Source organism: Nesterenkonia sp. DZ6, from assembly GCF_022565835.1.
Lineage (GTDB): Bacteria > Actinomycetota > Actinomycetes > Actinomycetales > Micrococcaceae > Nesterenkonia.
Genome location: NZ_JAJOYW010000005.1, coordinates 1 through 19,419, shown reverse-complemented (window position 1 = coordinate 19,419; position 19,419 = coordinate 1). Strand labels below are relative to the sequence as shown.

At 68.9% G+C, this 19,419-nt stretch carries 17 protein-coding genes; 6 read left to right on the top strand and 11 right to left on the bottom strand.

What is annotated here, in order from left to right; all coding sequences use genetic code 11:
* Positions 1 to 2: 2 nt before the first annotated feature.
* Genes LTH93_RS12075 through LTH93_RS12055 form a run of 5 tightly spaced genes read right to left on the bottom strand, consistent with a single transcriptional unit; the run spans position 3 to position 6,214 of the window.
* The gene (locus LTH93_RS12075) at positions 3 to 1,277 is read right to left on the bottom strand and encodes a phosphotransferase (RefSeq protein ID WP_241471097.1); all 1,275 of its coding nucleotides are present in this window, start codon (positions 1,275 to 1,277) and stop codon (positions 3 to 5) included.
* A gap of 11 nt (positions 1,278 to 1,288) precedes the next feature.
* Positions 1,289 to 2,341, bottom strand: coding sequence for a hypothetical protein (locus LTH93_RS12070; RefSeq protein ID WP_241471145.1), 1,053 nt, complete (start codon positions 2,339 to 2,341; stop codon positions 1,289 to 1,291).
* 47 nt (positions 2,342 to 2,388) lie between these two features.
* On the bottom strand, positions 2,389 to 3,045 hold the full coding sequence (locus LTH93_RS12065; RefSeq protein ID WP_241466146.1) for a GNAT family N-acetyltransferase: 657 nt from the start codon (positions 3,043 to 3,045) through the stop codon (positions 2,389 to 2,391).
* Positions 3,042 to 4,754: a DUF885 domain-containing protein gene (locus LTH93_RS12060; protein WP_241471096.1), complete on the bottom strand. Its 1,713-nt coding sequence runs from the start codon at positions 4,752 to 4,754 to the stop codon at positions 3,042 to 3,044. Before LTH93_RS12060 ends, LTH93_RS12065 begins: the two co-directional genes overlap by 4 nt.
* 5 nt (positions 4,755 to 4,759) lie before the next feature.
* Positions 4,760 to 6,214, bottom strand: coding sequence for an NAD(P)H-quinone dehydrogenase (locus tag LTH93_RS12055; RefSeq protein WP_241466296.1), 1,455 nt, complete (start codon positions 6,212 to 6,214; stop codon positions 4,760 to 4,762).
* A 286-nt stretch (positions 6,215 to 6,500) separates the two neighbouring features.
* On the opposite strand from LTH93_RS12055, the gene LTH93_RS12050 reads away from it, so the two are divergent.
* The 5 genes from LTH93_RS12050 to LTH93_RS12030 all read left to right on the top strand — a co-directional run bounded on the left by LTH93_RS12050 (position 6,501) and on the right by LTH93_RS12030 (position 11,560).
* The gene (locus LTH93_RS12050; RefSeq protein WP_370642761.1) at positions 6,501 to 7,328 is read left to right on the top strand and encodes a purine-nucleoside phosphorylase; all 828 of its coding nucleotides are present in this window, start codon (positions 6,501 to 6,503) and stop codon (positions 7,326 to 7,328) included.
* Between the two features lie 100 nt (positions 7,329 to 7,428).
* Entirely contained in the window at positions 7,429 to 9,285 is a 1,857-nt protein-coding gene (locus tag LTH93_RS12045) for a phospho-sugar mutase (RefSeq protein WP_241471095.1), read from the top strand.
* A gap of 56 nt (positions 9,286 to 9,341) precedes the next feature.
* A complete protein-coding gene (gene deoC / locus LTH93_RS12040; protein ID WP_241471094.1) occupies positions 9,342 to 10,046 on the top strand; it encodes a deoxyribose-phosphate aldolase in 705 nt (234 codons plus the stop codon).
* Between the two features lie 42 nt (positions 10,047 to 10,088).
* Positions 10,089 to 10,409 (top strand): hypothetical protein, encoded by a 321-nt coding sequence (locus tag LTH93_RS12035; RefSeq protein ID WP_241466139.1) that lies wholly within the window; start codon positions 10,089 to 10,091, stop codon positions 10,407 to 10,409.
* Between the two features lie 23 nt (positions 10,410 to 10,432).
* Positions 10,433 to 11,560, top strand: a complete 1,128-nt coding sequence (locus LTH93_RS12030) for an acyltransferase family protein (RefSeq protein ID WP_241471093.1) — start codon at positions 10,433 to 10,435, stop codon at positions 11,558 to 11,560.
* On the opposite strand, the gene mfd is transcribed toward LTH93_RS12030, so the two are convergent.
* Positions 11,527 to 15,156: a transcription-repair coupling factor gene (mfd, locus tag LTH93_RS12025; RefSeq protein WP_241471092.1), complete on the bottom strand. Its 3,630-nt coding sequence runs from the start codon at positions 15,154 to 15,156 to the stop codon at positions 11,527 to 11,529. The genes LTH93_RS12030 and mfd overlap by 34 nt on opposite strands.
* 115 nt (positions 15,157 to 15,271) lie before the next feature.
* A complete protein-coding gene (locus LTH93_RS12020) occupies positions 15,272 to 16,417 on the bottom strand; it encodes a calcium/sodium antiporter (protein ID WP_255727600.1) in 1,146 nt (381 codons plus the stop codon).
* An 89-nt stretch (positions 16,418 to 16,506) separates the two neighbouring features.
* Between LTH93_RS12020 and LTH93_RS12015 the strand changes: the two genes are divergently transcribed.
* Complete coding sequence (locus LTH93_RS12015; protein WP_241471090.1) at positions 16,507 to 17,010, top strand: DUF2505 domain-containing protein; 504 nt, start codon at positions 16,507 to 16,509, stop codon at positions 17,008 to 17,010.
* A gap of 55 nt (positions 17,011 to 17,065) precedes the next feature.
* Here the strand turns inward: LTH93_RS12015 and LTH93_RS12010 are convergent, their stop codons facing one another.
* From LTH93_RS12010 to LTH93_RS11995, 4 genes are all read right to left on the bottom strand, one after another.
* On the bottom strand, positions 17,066 to 17,284 hold the full coding sequence (locus LTH93_RS12010; RefSeq protein ID WP_241466130.1) for a hypothetical protein: 219 nt from the start codon (positions 17,282 to 17,284) through the stop codon (positions 17,066 to 17,068).
* Positions 17,285 to 17,324: 40 nt separating this feature from the next.
* Positions 17,325 to 17,744 (bottom strand): Hsp20/alpha crystallin family protein, encoded by a 420-nt coding sequence (locus LTH93_RS12005; protein WP_241471089.1) that lies wholly within the window; start codon positions 17,742 to 17,744, stop codon positions 17,325 to 17,327.
* Positions 17,745 to 17,857: 113 nt separating this feature from the next.
* Positions 17,858 to 18,529 (bottom strand): BON domain-containing protein, encoded by a 672-nt coding sequence (locus tag LTH93_RS12000; protein WP_241471088.1) that lies wholly within the window; start codon positions 18,527 to 18,529, stop codon positions 17,858 to 17,860.
* 123 nt (positions 18,530 to 18,652) lie between these two features.
* Positions 18,653 to 19,300: a response regulator gene (locus LTH93_RS11995; protein WP_241471087.1), complete on the bottom strand. Its 648-nt coding sequence runs from the start codon at positions 19,298 to 19,300 to the stop codon at positions 18,653 to 18,655.
* Positions 19,301 to 19,419 lie beyond the last annotated feature (119 nt).

The window sequence follows — 19,419 nt, the reverse complement described above, 5'->3', positions numbered from 1 at the left end:
TTCTAGAGCCTCGGCCACTCCGGCAGCGCCGGGCCCGCGGGGCGCAGACCGACCACGGCCTCCGCACAGCTGAGCCGATGCTCGGCCTGCGCCTGCCACTGCCGCCGACGGGTGTCGCGCGCACCGGCCACCAGGGACAGCGCCACGGAGGCGGTGCGCACCCGAAGCCCCTGCGCATCGACGGTGGCGGCGAATCCGGAAGCGAAGCGCTCGAACGCGGCAGGGACGTGGACATAGCGCGGGTCCACGGCGGGCAGCACCGCAAGGTGGCCCAGGAAACAGGCGAGATCATCCACCCGGTGACCCGGCCCCAGAGAATCCACGTCCAACAGCGCCGAGACCTCTCCGCCGCGCATCAGCAGATTGGCCTCATAGAAGTCACCGTGGGTGGGCACCACCGGGCCACGATTGGTCAGCGGGAGCGCAGCGCTGATGTGTTCCACCAGTGCGCGGATCCGGTCCTCCGCCTCGGGCAGAGCCGAGGAGGCCGCCGAGGCGTATGCCGAGAGCCGATCGGTCCAGGCCTCTCGTGCCGGAAGCGTCATGACCTCCGCGGGCAGCTTCTCGAGCAGATCGATGAACTGCTCCGGCGCGGCGGCGGCGGCGCCGTCGGCGAGGAAATACTCTGCCAGGGACTCCCCCGAGCCTTCCTGCAGGGCGACGACGTCGAGCACCGGCTCACGCACCGGCACGGCGGCGGGGATCCCGGCGTCGAGCAGCAGCTGGTGCCGGGTGTGCAGATGATGGGCGCGACGCTCACGCAGGACCTTCAGGAACAGCCGGGTGCCGTCGTCGAACTCCGCGGCGATCACGGCCCGACGCAGCGGCCGATAGCTGATGGTCTCCAGGCTGACCAGGTCCCGGCCTGCCCCCCAGACATTGCGGACCGAGTCTGGGTCGGTCGCGATGCGCAGCCCTGGCAGCGAGGGGTCCAGCGGGTGCTGCCAGATCGAGAGCCGGCCATAGGGGCTGTGTGACTGGACGACACCGTCAGCGTCAGCGGGCACCGGCTCGGTGGTCATGCCCACATAGAGCTCGTCCACGTGGTCAGAGGTCTCGGTATAGGCCCCCGCAGGTCCGCCGCGCGGCATCACGGGGCGTCCGGTCGCCACCCGGTAGACCCCGGTCACCCCCGCTCCCGGGCGGTGCTGCAACGATTCCAGGTGCACGCTGGTGGCGTAGACGCCGGTGTGCTGAATCGCCTCCGCGATCGGCGGGTGCGCGTCGAAGGACTCCATGAATGCCAGCTGCCTGGCCTCCAGCTCTGCTGGGGTCATGCCTCGCGACATCAGGCGCGCCGGCGCTTGAGTACTTCGTCGAGGTTCATCGAATCATGCTTCGGGGCCTTGATCTGGTCCACCGGGGGGTTCTGCTCTGTGGAGCTCTGCTGGGCCGCCGGGGTCTGCTCAGCGGGGGCCGACGTGTCCAGGAAGCGGCGCTGGGTGAGCTTGACGTCGCTGCGCGGCACGGGGGTCTGCACCGCGAGCGCCTCCGGCTCGATCCGCTCGGCCTTGTCCAGGTCCAGGTATTTCGGTCGCGGCACGGAACGCGGCTGCCAGGGGCCGACCGGCTCAGCGGCATCGCCCAGGACCGGGCCCGCGGTCTGCACCTCAGCCCCGAAGGTGCGTTCCAGTCCCACGGGAAGTCCGTCCTCGTCGATCTGCTGCAAGGAGTTCGGGCCCCCGGCGCCACGGTCGTCGGCGCTCAGCGCGTCGAAGAGCCCGGCGTCGGCCGGATTCACCCAGGGGCTGGACTGCAGCGGATTCATCGCTTCTTCGATGGCGGACTGCACGCGCGCTCGACGCCGGCTGCGTCGGCGCAGCACCGCCATGGTCCTCATGGCCACCAGTGCGAGCAGGAACACGCCAGCGGCGCTGAGCGGCAGCGCTGCGGGCACCGCGGTGAGCGGCGCGAGGATCCCGGTGACGACGGCGGTGAGCAGAGCGAGCACTCCGAGGAGCGCCACCAGGGTGCGACCCCAGTGCAGCTGGAACCCGGAGGCCGAGCGTGAAGACTCGGTGGTGGAAGACTCGGTGGTGGAAGACGCGGTGGCTGAGGACTCAGTGGTGGAAGACATTGTCGCCCCTCGGTGGGTGTCGGGGTGGGCGGTGGTGCTGGTCATCGGCTCGGTGGAGGCCGGCAGCGTCCGCAGGGAGGTTTCCCGAGTGATCGTCGGGCCGTCCTGAACCGTGGGCGCGGCCTCGGTGAAGCTGCTGGCCTGGCGCCGTCCGCGCAGGACCAGGGCGCCCAGGAAGAGCACGGCGATCAGGGCGATGAGCGCGGAGGAGGGGATGGGCAGGCCCTGCACAGCGGAGAGGAAACCGCTCTCGGTGTGTTCCATGCCCAGCATCTCTGGCCCCCTTGCCCTTCATGAAGTACAGGGTGAGCCTATCCGACACCGGATTGTGATCCGCGGCAACGCGCCACAAGACCGTCGCCGATCTCTTCCCGGGTCAGCGCGAAGCACCTGTGGTCGCGCCAGGCCCCGTGGATGTGCAGGAACCGCAGGCGCATTCCTTCCTCCCGGAATCCCAGCTTCTCCACCACCCGCAGACTCGCTGCGTTCTCCGGACGAACGGCGATCTCCACCCGGTGCAGTCCGCGTTCGAAGAAGAGGTGGTCGACCGCGAGCGCCACGGCCATCGGGGTGATCCCCCGCCCGGCATGTCCCTCGTCGAGCCAGTAGCCCAGGGAGGTGGTCTGCGCGGAGCCGGCGATGATCGGGCCCACCGTCAGCTGACCGACCAGCCGGGGCGCTCCGCCGTCGGCGGTGAACCAGATCAGCCAGGGCAGGTGCGTGCCGGTCCGGGCGCTGCGGGTCAGGTGGCGAGCCATCTGCCGGAAGCTGGCGGCGGAATCGCGGGGATCGGGATTCTCGGGGGTGGTGGCGTCCCAGGGCTGCAGCCACTCGCTGTTGAGCACGCGCAGCGCCATGAAGCGATGCTCGTCCTCGGGCCGCAGGGGGCGCAGCTCCACCCGCCCGGCGGAGGTCTGCACCGCAGGGCTCACCGGCCAGTCACGGTTCCGGCCGGGGCGCAGTCTCATGGCCGCATCGCGAATCGCATCGTGTCCAGCCCGATCATGCCGAGTCCCAGCAGCTCGGTGTGGAAGGCACGCAGGTCGAATGGCTCCTCGGCTGCCCGGGCGACCGCCTCACGCTCGGCGCGGATCTGCTCGAAGACACGCTGTCCGACCTTGTACGACGGCGCCTGACCGGGCCAGCCGAGATAGCGGGTGAACTCGAAGTCCAGCTGCGCCGGCGAGATCGGAAGGTGGGCGCGCAGAAACTCCTTGCCCTGCTCAGGGGTCCAGGGCTTCCCGCCCCATTCTGCTGGGGCGTCGAAGCCGCAGTGAACCCCGATGTCGAAGACCACGCGGGCCGCGCGCATCCGCTGCATGTCATACATCCCCATCAGGTCTCCGGGGTCTGCGAGGAATCCCAGTTCGGCCATGAGCTGCTCTGCGTAGAGCGCCCACCCCTCGGCGAAGCCGGAGACGAAGCTGCCGTGGCGCCGCCACGAGTTCAGCCGGTCCTTCACCAGGGTGGCGGTGGCGATCTGCAGATGATGCCCCGGGACCCCCTCGTGGTAGACGGTGGTGGTCTCCGCCCAGGTGGTGAAGCGCTCGTCCGCTTCAGGCACCGACCACCACATCCGGCCCGGCCGGGAGAAGTCGTCACTGGGTCCGGTGTAGTAGACCCCGCCGTCCTGGGTCGGCGCGATCATGCATTCCAGGGCGTCCATGGGGGACGGAATGTCGAAGTGCACGTCCTTCAGGGCCGCCATCGCCTCGTCCGAGAGCCGCTGCATCCATTCCTGCAGCGCAGCCGTCCCGGAGAGCTGTCGGGTGGGATCCGCGTCAAGGATCGCCTTGGCGTCCTCCACGGAGGCGCCGGGGCTGATCTGCTGGGCGACCTCCTCCTGAGCGGCGACGAGCCGGGCGAGCTCCTCCAGGCCCCACCGGTAGGTCTCCTGGAGGTCCAGCGCGGTGCCGGTGAAGTACCGGCTGGCCAGCCGGTACGTCTCGATCCCCACCGCGTCGGCCGCCGGAGCCTGGGGCAGCAGCTTTTCCTCGAGGCGCCGCGCCAGCAGCCGGTAGGCCTGCTGCGCGGCGGCGGTGCCGGCGGCCAGGGCGTCCTGCGTGGTCGCGCTGACCTGGGCCTGCTGGCCGCTGTGCAGGTAGCCGGCGAGCGCGCCGTCGTCGCGGGCGTAGCTGCGGCACTGCTGCGCCACCGCCTGGACCTGGCGTACGGCGGGGACCTGGCCTCGCTCGGCGGAGGCTTGGAGCGAGCCCCAGTAGCCTTCGAGCGCGGCAGGCAGGTTGTGCAGCCGCCCGGCGATGTGGAGGAAGTCCTGCTCGGTCTGCGCGGGCATCAGCTCAAGGACCATCCGCACTCCCTGCGGTGCCGATGCCAGGTTGTTCAGCTCGGTCCGCCCGGAATCGTGCAGCGCGACGTCAAGCCCGATCCGCTCGGCCATCGCATGCAGGGTCACCTCGTCGATGCGGTCCGCTGGCGTCAGCCCGGCCAGCCGGGTCAGCGTCTCGCGCTGCAGCTGCGCGACTTCTTCGCGTCCGGCCGGGGAGTAGTCGGCGTACTCGGTCTCCACGCCGGGGCGGCCCAGCACCGTGGCCTCCTCCGGGTCCAGGGCGAGCAGCCGCTCGAAGTAGTCCTCGGCGAAGGCATCCACCGCGGTCGGGGTGCGCGGCGTCGCGCTTCCCGGCTTCACCGGTTCGGGGGGCGTGGGGCTGCTCATGCGGGTCAGTCCTCCGGGTCGGTGACGTGAAGGTGGAGTCGGCGGGCGGCTTCGGAGATCGAGCCGGTCAGCGAGGGGTAGACGGTGAAGGTGGTGGCGACGTCGTCGACGTGCAGCTTGTGCGTCACGGCCAGCGCGAGCGGGAAGATCAGCTCGGAGGCGCGCGGGGCGACGACGACGGCACCGATCACGGTGCCGGAGCCCTTGCGCGAGAAGATCTTCACGAAGCCTTCACGGATGTTCATCATCTTGGCCCGGGCGTTGGTGGCCAGGTCGAGCTTGATCACATCGGCCTGGTACTTTCCGGAGTCGACCTGTTCCTGGGTGACCCCGACCGTGGCGATCTCCGGGGAGGTGAACACGTTTGAGGCGACCTGGTGGAGCTTCAGCGGCTTCACGCTCTCGCCCTGCATATGGGCCACGGCCACACGGCCCTGCATCGCCGCGACGGAGGCCAGCGGCATCACCCCGGTGCAGTCCCCTGCGGCGTAGATGTTGTTGGCCGTGGTGCGCGAGACGGTGTCCACCTGGACGTGGCCGGATTCGGAGATCTCGACCCCGGCCTCCTCGAGCCCGAGGTCGGCGGTGTTCGGGATCCCGCCCACCGCCATCAGGCAGTGCGAGCCGTGCAGCACCTCACCGTTGGTGAGCCGGACATCGACCCCGTCCTCGGTGCGCTCCACGGACTCGGCGCGGGTCCGTGACGCGACGTGGACTCCGACGCGTTTGAAGGAGTTCTCCAGCACCGTGGCGGCGTCGGCGTCCTCCCCGGGCAGGACCTGGTCGCGGGAGGAGACCAGCGTGACCTCGGCGCCGAGCCGACGGTAGGCCGAGGCGAACTCGGCGCCGGTGACGCCGGAGCCGACGACGATCATGTGTTCCGGGACCTCGGTGAGGTTGTAGGCCTGGGTCCAGTTGAGGATCCGTTCGCCGTCCGGCTTTGCGGAGCCGAGTTCGCGCGGGTGAGCGCCGGTCGCCACGATGATCGCGTCGGCGACGACCACGTCACCGGCATGTTCCCCAGAGGTGACCTCGATGCTGTGCGGCGGCACGAGCTTGCCGCGCCCGATGATCACCCTCACCCCATAGGACTCCAGAGTGGCGTGGATGTCGCGGGACTGGCTGTGCGCGAGCTTGAGCAGGCGCTCGTTGACCTTGGAGAAGTCGGCCCAGGCCTCTGCCTCTTTGGCCTCGTCGCCGGCCGCACCCTCGGTGCCGCTGGCATGTTCACCGAAGCGCACGCCGAAGGCGGTGGAGATGTTGACCCGGCGCATCGCGTCGGCGGTGGCGATCAGCGTCTTGGACGGAACCACGTCGGTGAGCACCGCGGAGCCGCCGAGGCCCTTCTCCTCGATGATGGTGACCTCCGCGCCGGCGTCGGCGGCGACCATAGCGGCTTCATAGCCTCCCGGGCCTCCGCCGAGGATGGCGATGCGGTCAGGGGCGAAGCGTCGTTGCATATTAGTTGGAGTCACCGCCCCATTCTGCCCAGTTGAGACAGCAATGTCATACGCCACACAGGGATGTGACATCGCAAGCTCGAAGACTCGACCTGACCGGTCCGTCAGCTCGCGGCGATTCGAGAGCCGCTGCGGCGCGCCGGTGGAGCCAGATCCGTCGCGTCAGCCTGCCGCTGTGTCCCACCCAGACTGTAGATTGACCCATGTGAGCCACGACAGAGTCCAGACCCAGCACAGTGCCCCCACCAGCGCCCCGCTCGGCGACCCACTCGGCGCGCCTGCGGAGCTGACCTCCACCGATGACCCGACCGCCCCGGCGAACCTGCGCGCCGAAGAGGCCGCGCGAGAGCTGCTGCACCAGGCCGGCGTCGACTCGATCGACCTGGCCTGCACCCTGGGCTCCGGATGGGGTGAGGCCGCCGCCAGGCTTGGTGAGCTCATCGCGGAGGTCGACGCCGAACAGGTTCCCGGCTTCCATGCCTCGGGCGTCTCCGGGCACAGCGGCACGCTGAAGGTCCTGCGCACCCCCTCGGGCGCGCATGTGCTCGTGATCGGCGCGCGCACCCATTACTACGAGGGCCGCGGAGTCGACGCCGTCGCCCACGGGGTGCGCACCGCCGCCGCTGCGGGTGCGGCGACCATGGTGCTGACCAACGGGTGCGGCGGGCTGAACCCGCAGTGGAAGCCCGGCACCCCGGTGCTGATCTCCGATCACCTCAACCTCACCGGCACCTCCTCCCTGCGCGGCGCGCACTTCGTGGACATGACCGACCTCTATTCCAGCCGGCTGCGTGCAGCGGCTCGGGAAGTCGATCCCGATCTGCCCGAGGGTGTCTACGCGCAGTTCCCCGGCCCGCACTACGAGACTCCCGCCGAGGTCAGGATGGCCGGAACGCTGGGCGCCGATCTGGTGGGGATGTCCACCGCGCTGGAGGCGATCGCCGCCCGCGCCGCCGGCATGGAGGTCTTCGGCATCTCCCTGGTCACCAACCAGGCCGCCGGCATCTCCCCGGAGCCGCTGAGCCACAGCGAGGTCCTCGACGCCGGACGCCAGGCCGCCCCGCGGATATCCGCCCTGCTGGCAGAGGTCATCGGGCGCATCCTGGCGCCCTGATCAGCGTGACCTCTGACGAGCCTCACGCGCCGAGCCCGTCGCTCTCCACTTCTGTCCTGCACCGATGACCGACCGACCCAGACCCGATACCCCGACCGAGATGAGGGAGCAGACCGCCATGACCGAGAAGCTGATCTTTGCCGTTCGCCGCTGGATCGACCAGGACCCGGACGCCGGCACCCGGTCCAAGCTGCAGCAGCTGCTGCAGCGCGCCGAGGACTCGGACGCCTCGGCGACCGCAGAGCTTCAACGGCTCTTCGCCGGTCGGCTCGCCTTCGGCACCGCCGGGCTGCGCGCGGAGCTGGGTCCGGGACCGCTGCGGATGAACCGCCTGGTGGTCCGCCAGACGGCGGCGGGGATGCTCAGCTACGCCGAGGAGCAGCTGGCCAAGGCCCAGCAGCAGGCGGACAACCCGCAGGACCTGATGCGCAGCGGGGCGCGCAAGATCGTGATCGGCTACGACGCCCGCCACCAGTCCGACGAGTTCGCCGCCGACACCGCCGAGATCTTCTCCGCCGCCGGCTGGGAGGTCCACCTCTTCACCCGCCCGGGACCCACCCCGCTGCTGGCCCGCCAGGTGCTGGTGCTCGACGCCGAGATCGGTGTGATGGTCACCGCGAGCCACAATCCGCCCCAGGACAACGGGTACAAGGTCTACCTCGGCGGGGAGCTCTCCCGCTTCCTGGAACCCCACGGCCATGGGGTCGGTGCGCAGATCGTGCCACCGGTGGATCAGGACATCGCGGCAAGGATCGCCGAACTGGCGGACACACCCGCACCCGCCGCGGAGGTCGGCGCTGGGGCCGCTGACGGCGCCGGCGCCTCCGCCGGCGACGCTGAGCCGCACCCCGTCACCGATGAGGCCCGCAGCAGCTACGAGCGCGAGGCCCTGGAGCTGCTGGATCCGGAGACCTACCCGCAGCGCGACCTGCACGTGGTCTACACCGCGATGCACGGCGTCGGCGGGGAGATGGTCACCTCGCTGCTGCGTGCCGGCGGGTTCACCGTGACCCCGGTGGCCGAGCAGTTCGAACCGGATCCCGACTTCCCCACGGCCGACTTCCCCAATCCTGAGGAGCCCGGCGCCCTGGACCTCGCACTGAAGGCCGCCGAGGCCGAGCAGGCAGACCTGGTGCTGGCCAATGACCCCGACGCTGATCGGCTCTCCGCGGCGGTCTATGACGTGTCGGCCGGCGCCTGGCGCCAGCTCTCCGGTGATGAGATCGGGGCCCTGCTGGGCCGCCACCTGCTCGAACGCGGACCGCTGCGCCCCCAGGCCGACGGCAGCGCCCCGGTGCTGGCGAACTCGATCGTCTCCTCCCGGCTGCTCGCGCGGCTGTGCGAGGTCCGCGGCGTCGAACATGCCGCGACGCTGACCGGGTTCAAATGGCTGGCCCGGGTCCAGCACATGAGCTTCGGCTACGAGGAGGCCATCGGCTTCAACGTGGACCCCGAACACGTCAAGGACAAGGACGGCGTCTCTGCCGCGCTGATCTTCGCGGAGATGACCGCTTCGCTGAAGGCCCGCGGCACCAGCCTGATCGCCGCCCTGGACGAGATCGCCGCCGAGGCCGGAGTCTTCGTCACCGGCCAGGTCACCATCCGGGTCAACGACCTCTCCGAGCTGGGCAAGGTCACCGCGGCGCTGCGCGCACAGGCTCCAGTGGAGATCGCCGGCTCCCCCGTGGTCGAGTCCCTGGACCTGACCCGGGATCCGCTGCCCGGCACGGAGCTGAGCGAGGCGACCAAGACCGATGCTCTGATCTACCTCACCGAGGCTGGGGACCGGGTGATCGTCCGGCCCTCCGGCACCGAGCCGAAGGTCAAGTGCTACCTCGAAGCCGTGGCGGACACCCCCGGAATCAACGCCGACCCCGAGGCCATCGGCGCGGCCCGCGCCCAGGCGGCCAAGCGCCTGGAACAGCTGCGCACCTCGATGGAGTCCCTGCTGGGCTGACCAGCCCGCCGTCCAGCCCCACCTGCCCCTCCCACTGACCCTCCAGGAGCACGCCCATGTCACATACCCCCACCCCCGCCGAGATGGCACCGCTGATCGATCACACCGCCCTGAAGCCTGACACCGATGAGGCCACCATCCGGCGGATCGTCACCGAGGCGCGCACCCATTCCTTCGCCGCGGTCTGCATCAACCCGCGCTGGGTGCCGCTGGTCGCCGCGGAGCTCACCGGCACCGAGGTCAAGACCTGCACCGTGGTCGGCTTCCCGCTGGGAGCCTCGACCACCGCGTCGAAGCTGGCGGAGACCGTGGAGGCGGTTCAGCTCGGCGCCCAGGAGGTGGACATGGTGGTGGACATCGCCGCCGCGAATGCCGGTCACCACAGCTACGTCGAGGCGCAGATCCGTGCGCTGGCCGACGCCGCCCACGCAGGCGGCGCGATCCTCAAGGTGATCCTGGAGACGGTGCTGCTCGGCGAGTCAGCGAAGGAGCTGGTATGCCGGGCCGCGGAAGCGGCCGGGGCTGACTTCGTGAAGACCTCCACCGGGTTCGCCGGCGGCGGAGCCACCCTCGCCGACATCACCCTGATGCACTCCCTGGTCGGTGGCCGGCTGGGCATCAAAGCCTCCGGCGGAGTGCGCAGCTATGACGACGCCGTCGCGATGGTGTCCGCCGGCGCCACACGCATCGGAGCGAGCTCCTCTCTTGATATCGTGGAGCCTAGAGATTCCAGCACATCGGGTGCTGCCGGGAGCTACTGAGATGGGCGTCCAGCAGACCGCACCGCATCCTAAGGGGAGCACATGATCAGCAACGGTAAGGTCAAGGCCTATTCGGGCCAGGGCAATTTTGTAGGGAACTTCGTCGCGTTCCTCTTCGTCTTCTTCATGCTCGTCGGCTCGATCGTCGCATTGTACTTCTGGGATCTGGATCAGGTCTGGCTGCCCGGGATGATCTTCATCGTCCTGTACTGCGGCTCGTTCCTCGTCGCCAAGGAGGTCATCGGCCGCTCGGACTCCCTGGAGCAGCAGGACCTCCACGGTGAGCACGGTGAGCCGCTCGACGCCATGGCCTCCCGCGCCAGCTCTTCGCGAGAGTCGGCGGCGGAGCCACACGTCCGCTGACCTCGCTTCGACCTTCAGCTGACATGACCGCTCCGGCGCCACGACCTGTGCGCGCCCGGAATCTAGGCATCGACCTGCTGCGGGTCATCTCGGTGGCCGCCGTGGTCCTCGGCCACGCCTGGGCCGGCATGCCGGGGGCGGAGTACCTGCAGATCTGGCGGATGCCGCTGTTCTTCTTCCTGGCCGGGTTCTTCTTCTCCACCTCGCGGACCGTGCGTGAGGAGTTCCTCGCCCGCAGCCGCAGCCTGGCCCTGCCCTATCTGGTCTGGTTCGTGCTGCTCAGCGTCGCGGTGCTGGCGATGGTCCCCACCCCGTGGCCGTTCGACCCGATGACCGTTCCCCAGGCGCTCTTCGGCGGCGCCATGACGAACATGCCCTTCCTGGTCTTCTGGTTCATCTCCGTGCTCTTCTTCGCCGCGCTGCTGCTGCGCGCGGTGCTCAGCCAGCCCTGGTGGGTCGGCGTCGCGGTGGCGGTCGGCGGCCTCGCGGTGGCGCAGATCCCAGGATCTGTCATGGGCTATACCCCCTTGGGGATCGGTTTGGCACCGGCCTGCATGGCGTTCATGCTGGCCGGGCACTGGTTCGGCCGCTTCATGCGCTCCCCGCGCGGACTGAGCCTGCCGGCCAGGCCGTGGCTCGGGCTGCTCTGCTTGAGTGTCGGCTTCGGCGCCGTGGCCGCTGGCGTCCGGACGATGAACATCAAGTACTCAGGCTTCGGGACGTTCCTGCTCTCGCCGGCCGTCTCGGTGCTGATCAGCATCGGCCTGGTGCTGGTCTTCTCCAGCGCCGTCAACGCGCTGCTCGGCGGGCCGCGCCCGCAACGGACCAGCACGAGCTCTGCGGACGGTGACGATCCGACCGTGCTGACCCAGCCGCGGCGCGGGCGGATCCTCGGCGTCGTCATCTCGGAACTGGTGCAGACCGCGACCTTCGTGGTCTTCGCCCACGCGATCATCCTGTACCTGTTGCTGCGCCTCTTCGCGCTGGAGAACCCGCCGCTGCGCACCCTGGCGGCACTGCTGCTGTGCTGGGGCCTGGGCATGCTCGTGAACCGCAGCCCGCTGTCGCTGCCGCTGAACGGGCTGCCCCGTTCCGCGCTGCGCCGACCGGCGGCGGATCAGACCGGCGGGAAGATCGCCTCGAACACCTGATTGAGCCAGGCCAGCAGCTCTGAATCGGTGAGCTCCACCCCGGTGACGCCGCGGGTCTTCGGCTTCGGGATCAGCACCTGCTTCATGGTGACCTTGTGCTGGCTGCCCGGGTACATCCGTTCCAGGCGCATCGCCTTGGACTCCGCCAGCTCGGTCACCGGGCCGAACCTGATGAACTGACCCTGGGTGCCGACGTCGTGGATCCCCGCTGCCCGGGCGCGGTTGCGGAACCGGGCCACCTCCACGATGTTGGTCACCGGGTCGGGCAGGTCCCCGTAGCGGTCCTGCCATTCGGTGATGACCTCGGCGATCTTCTCCTGGGTGTCCGCGGCGGCGAGCTTGCGGTAGCCCTCCAGGCGCAGCCGCTCCCCCGGGACGTAGTCATGCGGGAGGTGGGCGTTGATCGGCAGCTCGATCTTGACCTCGGTGAAGGTCTCCTCGGTGTCCCCGCGGTAATCGGCCACAGCCTCGCCGACCAGGCGCAGGTACAGGTCGAAGCCGACCCCTGCGATGTGCCCGGACTGCTCCCCGCCGAGCATGTTGCCGGCGCCGCGGATCTCCAGATCCTTCATGGCCAGCTGCAGGCCGGCGCCGAGCTCGTTGTTCGCCGCCACCGCGCGCAGCCGCTCCAGGGCGACCTCGCCCAGCGGCTTCTCGGCCGGGTAGAGGAAGTAGGCGTAGGCGCGCTCCCGGGAACGTCCCACGCGTCCGCGCAGCTGGTGCAGCTGGGAGAGCCCGTAGGTCGAGGCCCGATCCACGATCAGGGTGTTGGCGTTGGAGATGTCCAGCCCGGTCTCGATGATCGTGGTGGAGACCAGCACGTCGAAGCGCTTCTCCCAGAAGTCCTGGATGATCTGCTCGAGCCGGGTCTCGCTCATCTGCCCGTGGGCGACCTCCACCCGCGCCTCGGGGACCAGCTCCCGGATCCGGGCGGCGGTCGCGTCGATCGAGGAGACCCGGTTGTGCACGAAGAACACCTGTCCCTCGCGCATCAGCTCGCGGCGGATCGCGGCGGAGACCTGCTTATCGGTGTAGGGGCCCACGTAGGTGAGCACCGGGTGCCGCTCCTCCGGCGGTGTGGCCAGCGTGGAGGTCTCCCGGATCCCGGCCATGGACATCTCCAGGGTGCGCGGGATGGGGGTGGCGGACATGGCGAGCACGTCCACATTGGTGCGCATCTTCTTGAGCTGTTCCTTGTGCTCGACGCCGAAGCGCTGCTCCTCATCGATGATCACCAGGCCCAGGTCGTGGAAGTCGACCTCCTTGGACAGCAGCCGGTGGGTCCCGATGACGATGTCCACACTGCCCTCGCGCAGACCGGCCATCGTCTCCTTGGACTCCTTGGCGGTCTGGAACCGTGAGAGCGGCGCCACCCGCACCGGGAACCCGGCGTAGCGCTCGGTGAAGGTCTCATAGTGCTGGGAGACCAGCAGCGTGGTGGGCACCAGCACGGCGACCTGCTTGCCGTCCTGCACGGCCTTGAAGGCGGCGCGGATGGCGATCTCGGTCTTGCCGTAGCCGACGTCTCCGGAGATCAGCCGGTCCATCGGGATCTCGCGCTGCATGTCCGCCTTGACCTCATCGGTGGCGGTGAGCTGGTCCGGGGTCTCGGCGTAGGGGAAGGCGTCCTCGAGCTCCCCCTGCCACGGAGTGTCGGGGCCGAAGGAGAACCCGCGCGAAGCCATGCGTGCCGCATAGAGCCTGATCAGCTCCCCGGCGATCTCCTTGACCGCCTTCTTGGCCTTGCGCTTGGTCTGGGACCAGTCACTGCCGCCCATCTTCGACAGCGACGGCGCCTCGCCGCCCACGTACTGGGAGACCTGATCCAGCTGGTCGGTGGGGACCATCAGCCGGTCCTTCGCGCCGCCGCGCTTGGAGGCGGCGTACTCCAGGACCAGGTACTCCCGGATGCCCGCGGTGCCGGCCTTGATGGCCTGCGGGGAGCCGACCTTGCGCTGGATCAGCTCCACGAACTGGCCGATGCCGTGCTGCTCGTGGACCACATAGTCCCCCGGCTTCAGCGCCAGCGGGTCCACCACATGGCGACGACGCCGGGCCGGCACCTTCCGTGCGGAGCCGGAGTCCTGCCGGATGGCGCGGCCGAGCATCTCGGACTCGGTCAGCAGCGCCAGCTGCAGCGGGTCCACTGCGAAGCCCTCAGAGACGTTGGCGGTGGAGATCGTGATCGTGCCCGGGGCAGGGGTCTCCTCGAGGGTGTCCACCCGGACGCAGGGAACGTCGTGTTCGGTGAGCAGCTCATGGACCCGCTGGGCGGAGCCGGAGGCGGCGGTGGTGACCACCACGGACCAGTTCGCCTTGGCGCGCTCGGCGAGGAAGGTCATCACGTCTTCGACGCTGCCGCGGTAGCCGATCGGCTCACGGGAGGCGATCGAGACGATGTCGGCGTCCTGCTCCAGCTCCTCATCGAGGCCCAGGGAGGTCATCGACCACCAGCCGGCGCCGTGGGCGATGGAGGCTTCGCGGGTCTCGGCGAGGCTGGCGAAGCCGCCTGCGGACAGGCCCTGCTGTTCGCTGCCGATCTGCGCTCCGCTGATGTCCAGCGGTGCGGCCGCGCCGTCTGGGGCGGCGGACCAGGCGGCGGCGAGGAACTCCTCGTTGGTGGCGGCCAGGTCGTGGGCGCGCCCACGGGTCTTCTCCGGCTCGATCACCACGGTGAGCGAGCCGGTGGGCAGCTGGTCCACGAAGGGCACCATCTCGGGCACCAGGACCGGGGCCAGGGACTCCATGCCCTCGGCGGCGATGCCTTCGGCGAGCTTGGTGAGCAGATCCGCCGCGTGCGGCATCTGAATGATCAGCTCCTTGGCGCGGGCCATCACGGCGTCGGTGATCAGCAGCTCGCGGCAGGGCGCGGCGTCGAGCACCTCCGGGTGTTCGGTGGACTCGGTGTCGAGCGAACGCTGATCGGACACGGCGAACCAGCGCATCTGCTCGACCTCGTCGCCGAAGAACTCGATGCGCACCGGGTGCGGCTCGGTGGGCGGGAAGATGTCGAGGATGCCGCCGCGCACGGCGAACTCGCCGCGCCGGGTGACCATGTCCACCCGGGAATAGGCGGCATCGGCGAGCTGCGCGACGGTCTGGTCGAAGTCGGCGAACTCGCCGACCTTCAGCCGCACCGGTGCGAGATCCCCCAGCCCGGCGACCAGCGGCTGCACCACGGCCCGGACCGGAGCGACGACGACGTCGAGCACGCCTCCGGCCTCGTCCGGGTGGGCGAGTCGGCGCAGCACCCCGAGCCGACGTCCCACAGTGTCCGAGCGTGGAGAGAGCCGCTCATGCGGCAGGGTCTCCCAGGAGGGGAAGTGCGCCACCGCGGCCTCCGGGGCGTATGCGGCGAGCGAGGTGGCCAGCTCGTCGGCCTCGCGGTCGGTGGCGGTCACCGCCAGCAGCGTGCCGGTGGGGCTCGTGCCGCGCAGCTGGGTCGCGATCTCGGCGATCAGCGCAGGTCGAAGTCCGGTGGTCGAGGAGATCTGCAGCTCGTCGGTGCGTTCCCCCGCGGGATGGGCGGCGGCCGAGGCGACGCGCCGATAGGAGGGGTTCGCCGTGAGCGCTGTGCGCAGACCTGACAGAGCCATGGGAGAGTGACGCCTCGTTTCGCATACAGATCGATGCCGGAGATCCGCGGTGGTGTTTCGGCGCGGTGGGAGAATCGTGAGTTTCGGGCCTCACACAGGATACTCGCTGATCCGGCTATGACGCCCCGGCCCGGGCCGCCCGGCGGGTGCGCAGCACCCCGACCTCGTATCCGACCAGAGCCGCGATCCAGAGCGCGGTGATCGGCAGCACGAACCATAGCATCGCCGAGCTGAAGGGCTGCAGCGCTGAATGCCCAGCCGCGTAGAGCACCAGATAGACGACATAGGCGCTGTAGAGCGCCACCAGCACCAGTCCCTCCCAGCGTCCGATTGCTTGGGCGGTGAACGCCAGCGGGAGCAGGACCAGGGCGACCGCGATCATCACCGGCAGGTCGAAGTTGACGGCGGCCGAGGCGACCTCGACGCCGTCCGGGGCGATGATCGCGGTGATCCCGAGGACCGCGCCGATGTTGAAGATGTTGCTGCCCACCAGGTTGCCCACCGCCATGTCCCGCTCGCCGCGCAGGGCGGCGATGATGCTGGTGGCGAGTTCCGGCAGCGAGGTGCCGATGGCCACGATGGTCAGACCGATGATCAGATCACTGACCCCGAGCACCATCGCAATGGTGGTGGACGCGGTGACCAGCATCTGAGCACCGACGACCAGCAGCGCCACCCCGCCGAGCACCAGGAGCACGTCGATCAGCACGGCTCGCAGCTTCGAGGTGCGCAGACCCTTGGTCAGTCGCACCGAGCCGCCGGCGAGAACCGTGTCCACATCGAGCCGTTCCGCCTCCTCACGGGCTTCCCGGCGCGTCTGCCGACGGGCCATCACGAGGGTGACCACCAGGTAGGCCAGCAGCAGACCCAGCAGCACGATGCCGTCGAGGAGGCTGTAGCCGCCGTCAAGCGCCATCAGCAGGGCGAGCCCCGAGAGTCCGATCATGATCGGGATGTCGGCCTTGATCAGCTGGATCTTCACGAACAGCGCGCCGAAGATCGCGGTGAGGCCCATGACGAAGAGGATGTTGGCGATGTTGCTGCCCACCACATTGCCCACCGCCAGGCCGGGTGAGCCGCTCAGCGCGGCGCCGGTGCTGACGGCCAGCTCCGGGGCTGAGGTCGCGAAGGACACCACGGTGAGTCCGATGATCAGCGAGGACAGGCCCACCGTGCGACCCAGGGAGGCGGCGCCTCGGACCAGGGCCTCGCCGCCGCCGACGAGCAGGACGAAACCGCCGAGGAGCAGGAGAAGAGTCATGATGGTCACTGGGACAACTTTACAATGGGTAGGTTCCGTGACCGCCGTCGCAGAATGCCTTCACCAAGACGTCAACGAGGAGACCATCAGTGGCACTTGAAACAGAGCTCATGATCCCGCACAGCGCGCAGGACATCATCGAGGCCTACGCGGACCGAGAATTCAATGAGCACCTGTCCAAGAAGGTCGGCGCGAAGCTGCTGAGCTTCGAGGTCCTCGGCCCGCTGGACGGTCCCTTCGAGATCGTCACCGAGCAGTCCATGCCCGCGGACAAGCTGCCGGAGATCGCCAAGAAGGTCATCAAGGGTGAGGTCACCGTGCACGTCACCCATTCCTGGGGCGCACCCGACGGGGCCGGGTCACGCCGCGCGGACACCGCGGTGAAGATCGCCTCGGCTCCGGTCTCGGCGCAGTCAGCGCAGAACCTGCACGTGCGCGGGGCCACCGAGACGCTCTCCACGGTCCGGGGCGACGTCAACGTCAACATTCCGATCATCGGCAAGAAGATCAAGGCGGCCGCCGAGCCCTATATGCGCAAGTTCGTGGATCTGCAGGCCCGCGAGGTCAGCGCCTGGATCTCCAGCCGCGGATGACACCCGTGCGCACCATTCGGCGAGGGCCGGGTGGCCCTGGGGGACGACCCGGAGCTCACGCGGCCTTCTTCGTGTGACTCTCACCCACGGGCCCGGGCACCGCACCGTCCGAGCGGGCAAACCTCGACGAGGCCCCAGGACGAGCTCCAGGTGCCCGAGCCCTGGGTGTCCGCGTGACGAAGTAGATCATCACGATGAAGACCGGAACGAAGACGAGCGAGAGCAGCGTGAAGAAGGACCAGATGAGGTTCCAGAAATAGAGCCAGTCGAACATCACGCCCCCTTAGTCTTTGCAGACTCCGGTCTTGCCGGAGTCAGTTGTTCGAGTGTCCGTTGTCGATCGGTATCCACTTGAGCGTGGTCGATTCCTCCAGCGGAACGGACACCGTCAGAACCCCGTGGTCGAAGACCGCCCTGATCTGCCGGTCCTTCGCCTGCTCCGGTAGATCGACGCTGCGCCGAAAGCTGCTGGTGCTCTCGCGGAGCAGGTACCGCTTGCCCTTGTCCTCCTCGCGTTCGCGCCGCTCCGCCTGGATCACGAGCGTTCGATCGTCGACGCTGACGGTGATGTCGGTGTCCGCGAAATTCGACAGATGCGCCTCCACGACCAGTTCCTTCTCATCCCTGGTGTAGACGTCGGTGCTCGGCGTTCCGCGCATCCCTTCGTCGAACAAGTTGTGGCGAAGACTCACCAACCCTGCCAGCGAATCGAAGCGAGAAAGATGATCTGTCATGGTCCCTTCCTCTCGTGGGACGGGTGATTCAGGTCGGGTGGACTTCGAAGCAACGTCGAGCTGGGCCCAGCGCATCACGGGACCGGAAGTGTGCTTCGATCAGTGCGTGCGCCTCAGTAGGGGCGCACGTCGAGGCGATTGTCGAGCGTGGTCACGTCAGGTGAGGACCAGGCAGCCTCACCTGCCTGGGTCTTCTCCATCAGCGACTTCACGTATCCGGTGAGGACCGCCGTGTTGCCCACGACTGAGACGCTGATGCGGCCGGCGTCGACCTGGGGATCGCGGAACAGGGCACTCCTGATCCGTTCGGCGGCTTCCTCGGAGACGGGGCGGGGGATCAGCGTGACCTCGTTGCGCACCGTGTGCACTCCCCGGATGTTCTCCACCGCCCGCTCGGCCGCTTCCCGCTGAAAGTGCCAGTCGACCTGCCCGGTGAGCGTCACGCACCCGCCCTCGACCCGCGACCGCACCGTCCCTGGGATGTTCGCGGACCAGGTCAGGACACGTTCAGCGACGCGGCCGATGTCCGTGTCGGTGACCCATCTCGCCGAGCGAGGAAGCACGGTCAGCCGATTCAGAACCCCAGCGATGCCGTGCACGCGTCGCATGGCACGCGAGGCGGCGAGGTATTCGAAATAGTCCCCCACTTCACCCGACAAGGTGACGACTCCGGCTTCGACCTCGACCTCGACCTCTGAGGCGTCGATCTCCGGCGTCCACTCGAGTTCGGCGAGAACCAGAGAGTGGATCTTGTTGTCTGATCGGGTTCTTGTCGCGATGATCACAGGTGGATTCCCTTCTCCCCGCCCGCAGTCCTGCGAGCTGGGTCCAGCCTCTCGCATCAGGGTCGGGCCCATGTAGGGCCATAGGTCCTACCAGAGGCGTCGGGTGGGCGCCAGACAGGTGCGTCAGCTGTGGATATCACTGTCTTGGGTGGCGGCGCCGTAGGCGGCTACCTGAGTCCTGCGCTCCATGCCGAGCTTGGCCAGCAGCCCGGAGACGTAGTTCTTCACGGTCTTCTCCGCGAGACCCAGCCGCTGCCCGATCTGCCGGTTCGTCAGTCCCTCGGTGATCAGCTTCAGCACCTGCTGCTCGCGCAGCGTGAGGCTCACGCGCGGCCGCCGGGCGTGGAGCGCCTGGGCAGAGAGGTCTCTGTGCACTCGCTCCGCCAGATTCTCGGGGATCAGACTCTCACCCCGGGCGATCCGCAGGATGGCCTCGACCAGACGTCCCCCGCGGATGCTCTTGAGCACATGTCCCGAGGCGCCGGCGATGACCGCGGCGACGCGGGCGCTCTCGTCATCATCGGCGGTCAGGATCAGGCAGCGGATCGCCGGGTGCGCAGAACGGATGCTGCGACACAGATCGATCCCGGTCCCGTCGGGCAGGTGCAGGTCCAGCACGACCACATCAGGATGCGTGACCTGAACCCGGTCGAGCGTCCCGCGCACCGTCGCCGACTCCCCCACGACCTCCAGCTCTGGTTCGACGTCGACGAGCCGCGCAATGCCGCGTCGGACGATCTCATGATCATCGACGAGGAAGACCCTGATCATGGGACGTCCTGACCATGGACCGGGACGTGCCAGCGCGCCCGCACCCCGCCGTTCTCCCCCGGGGTCAGCCCAAAGGCACCACCCCGAGCACGCGCCCTGGCCCGCAGGTTCGCCGTGCC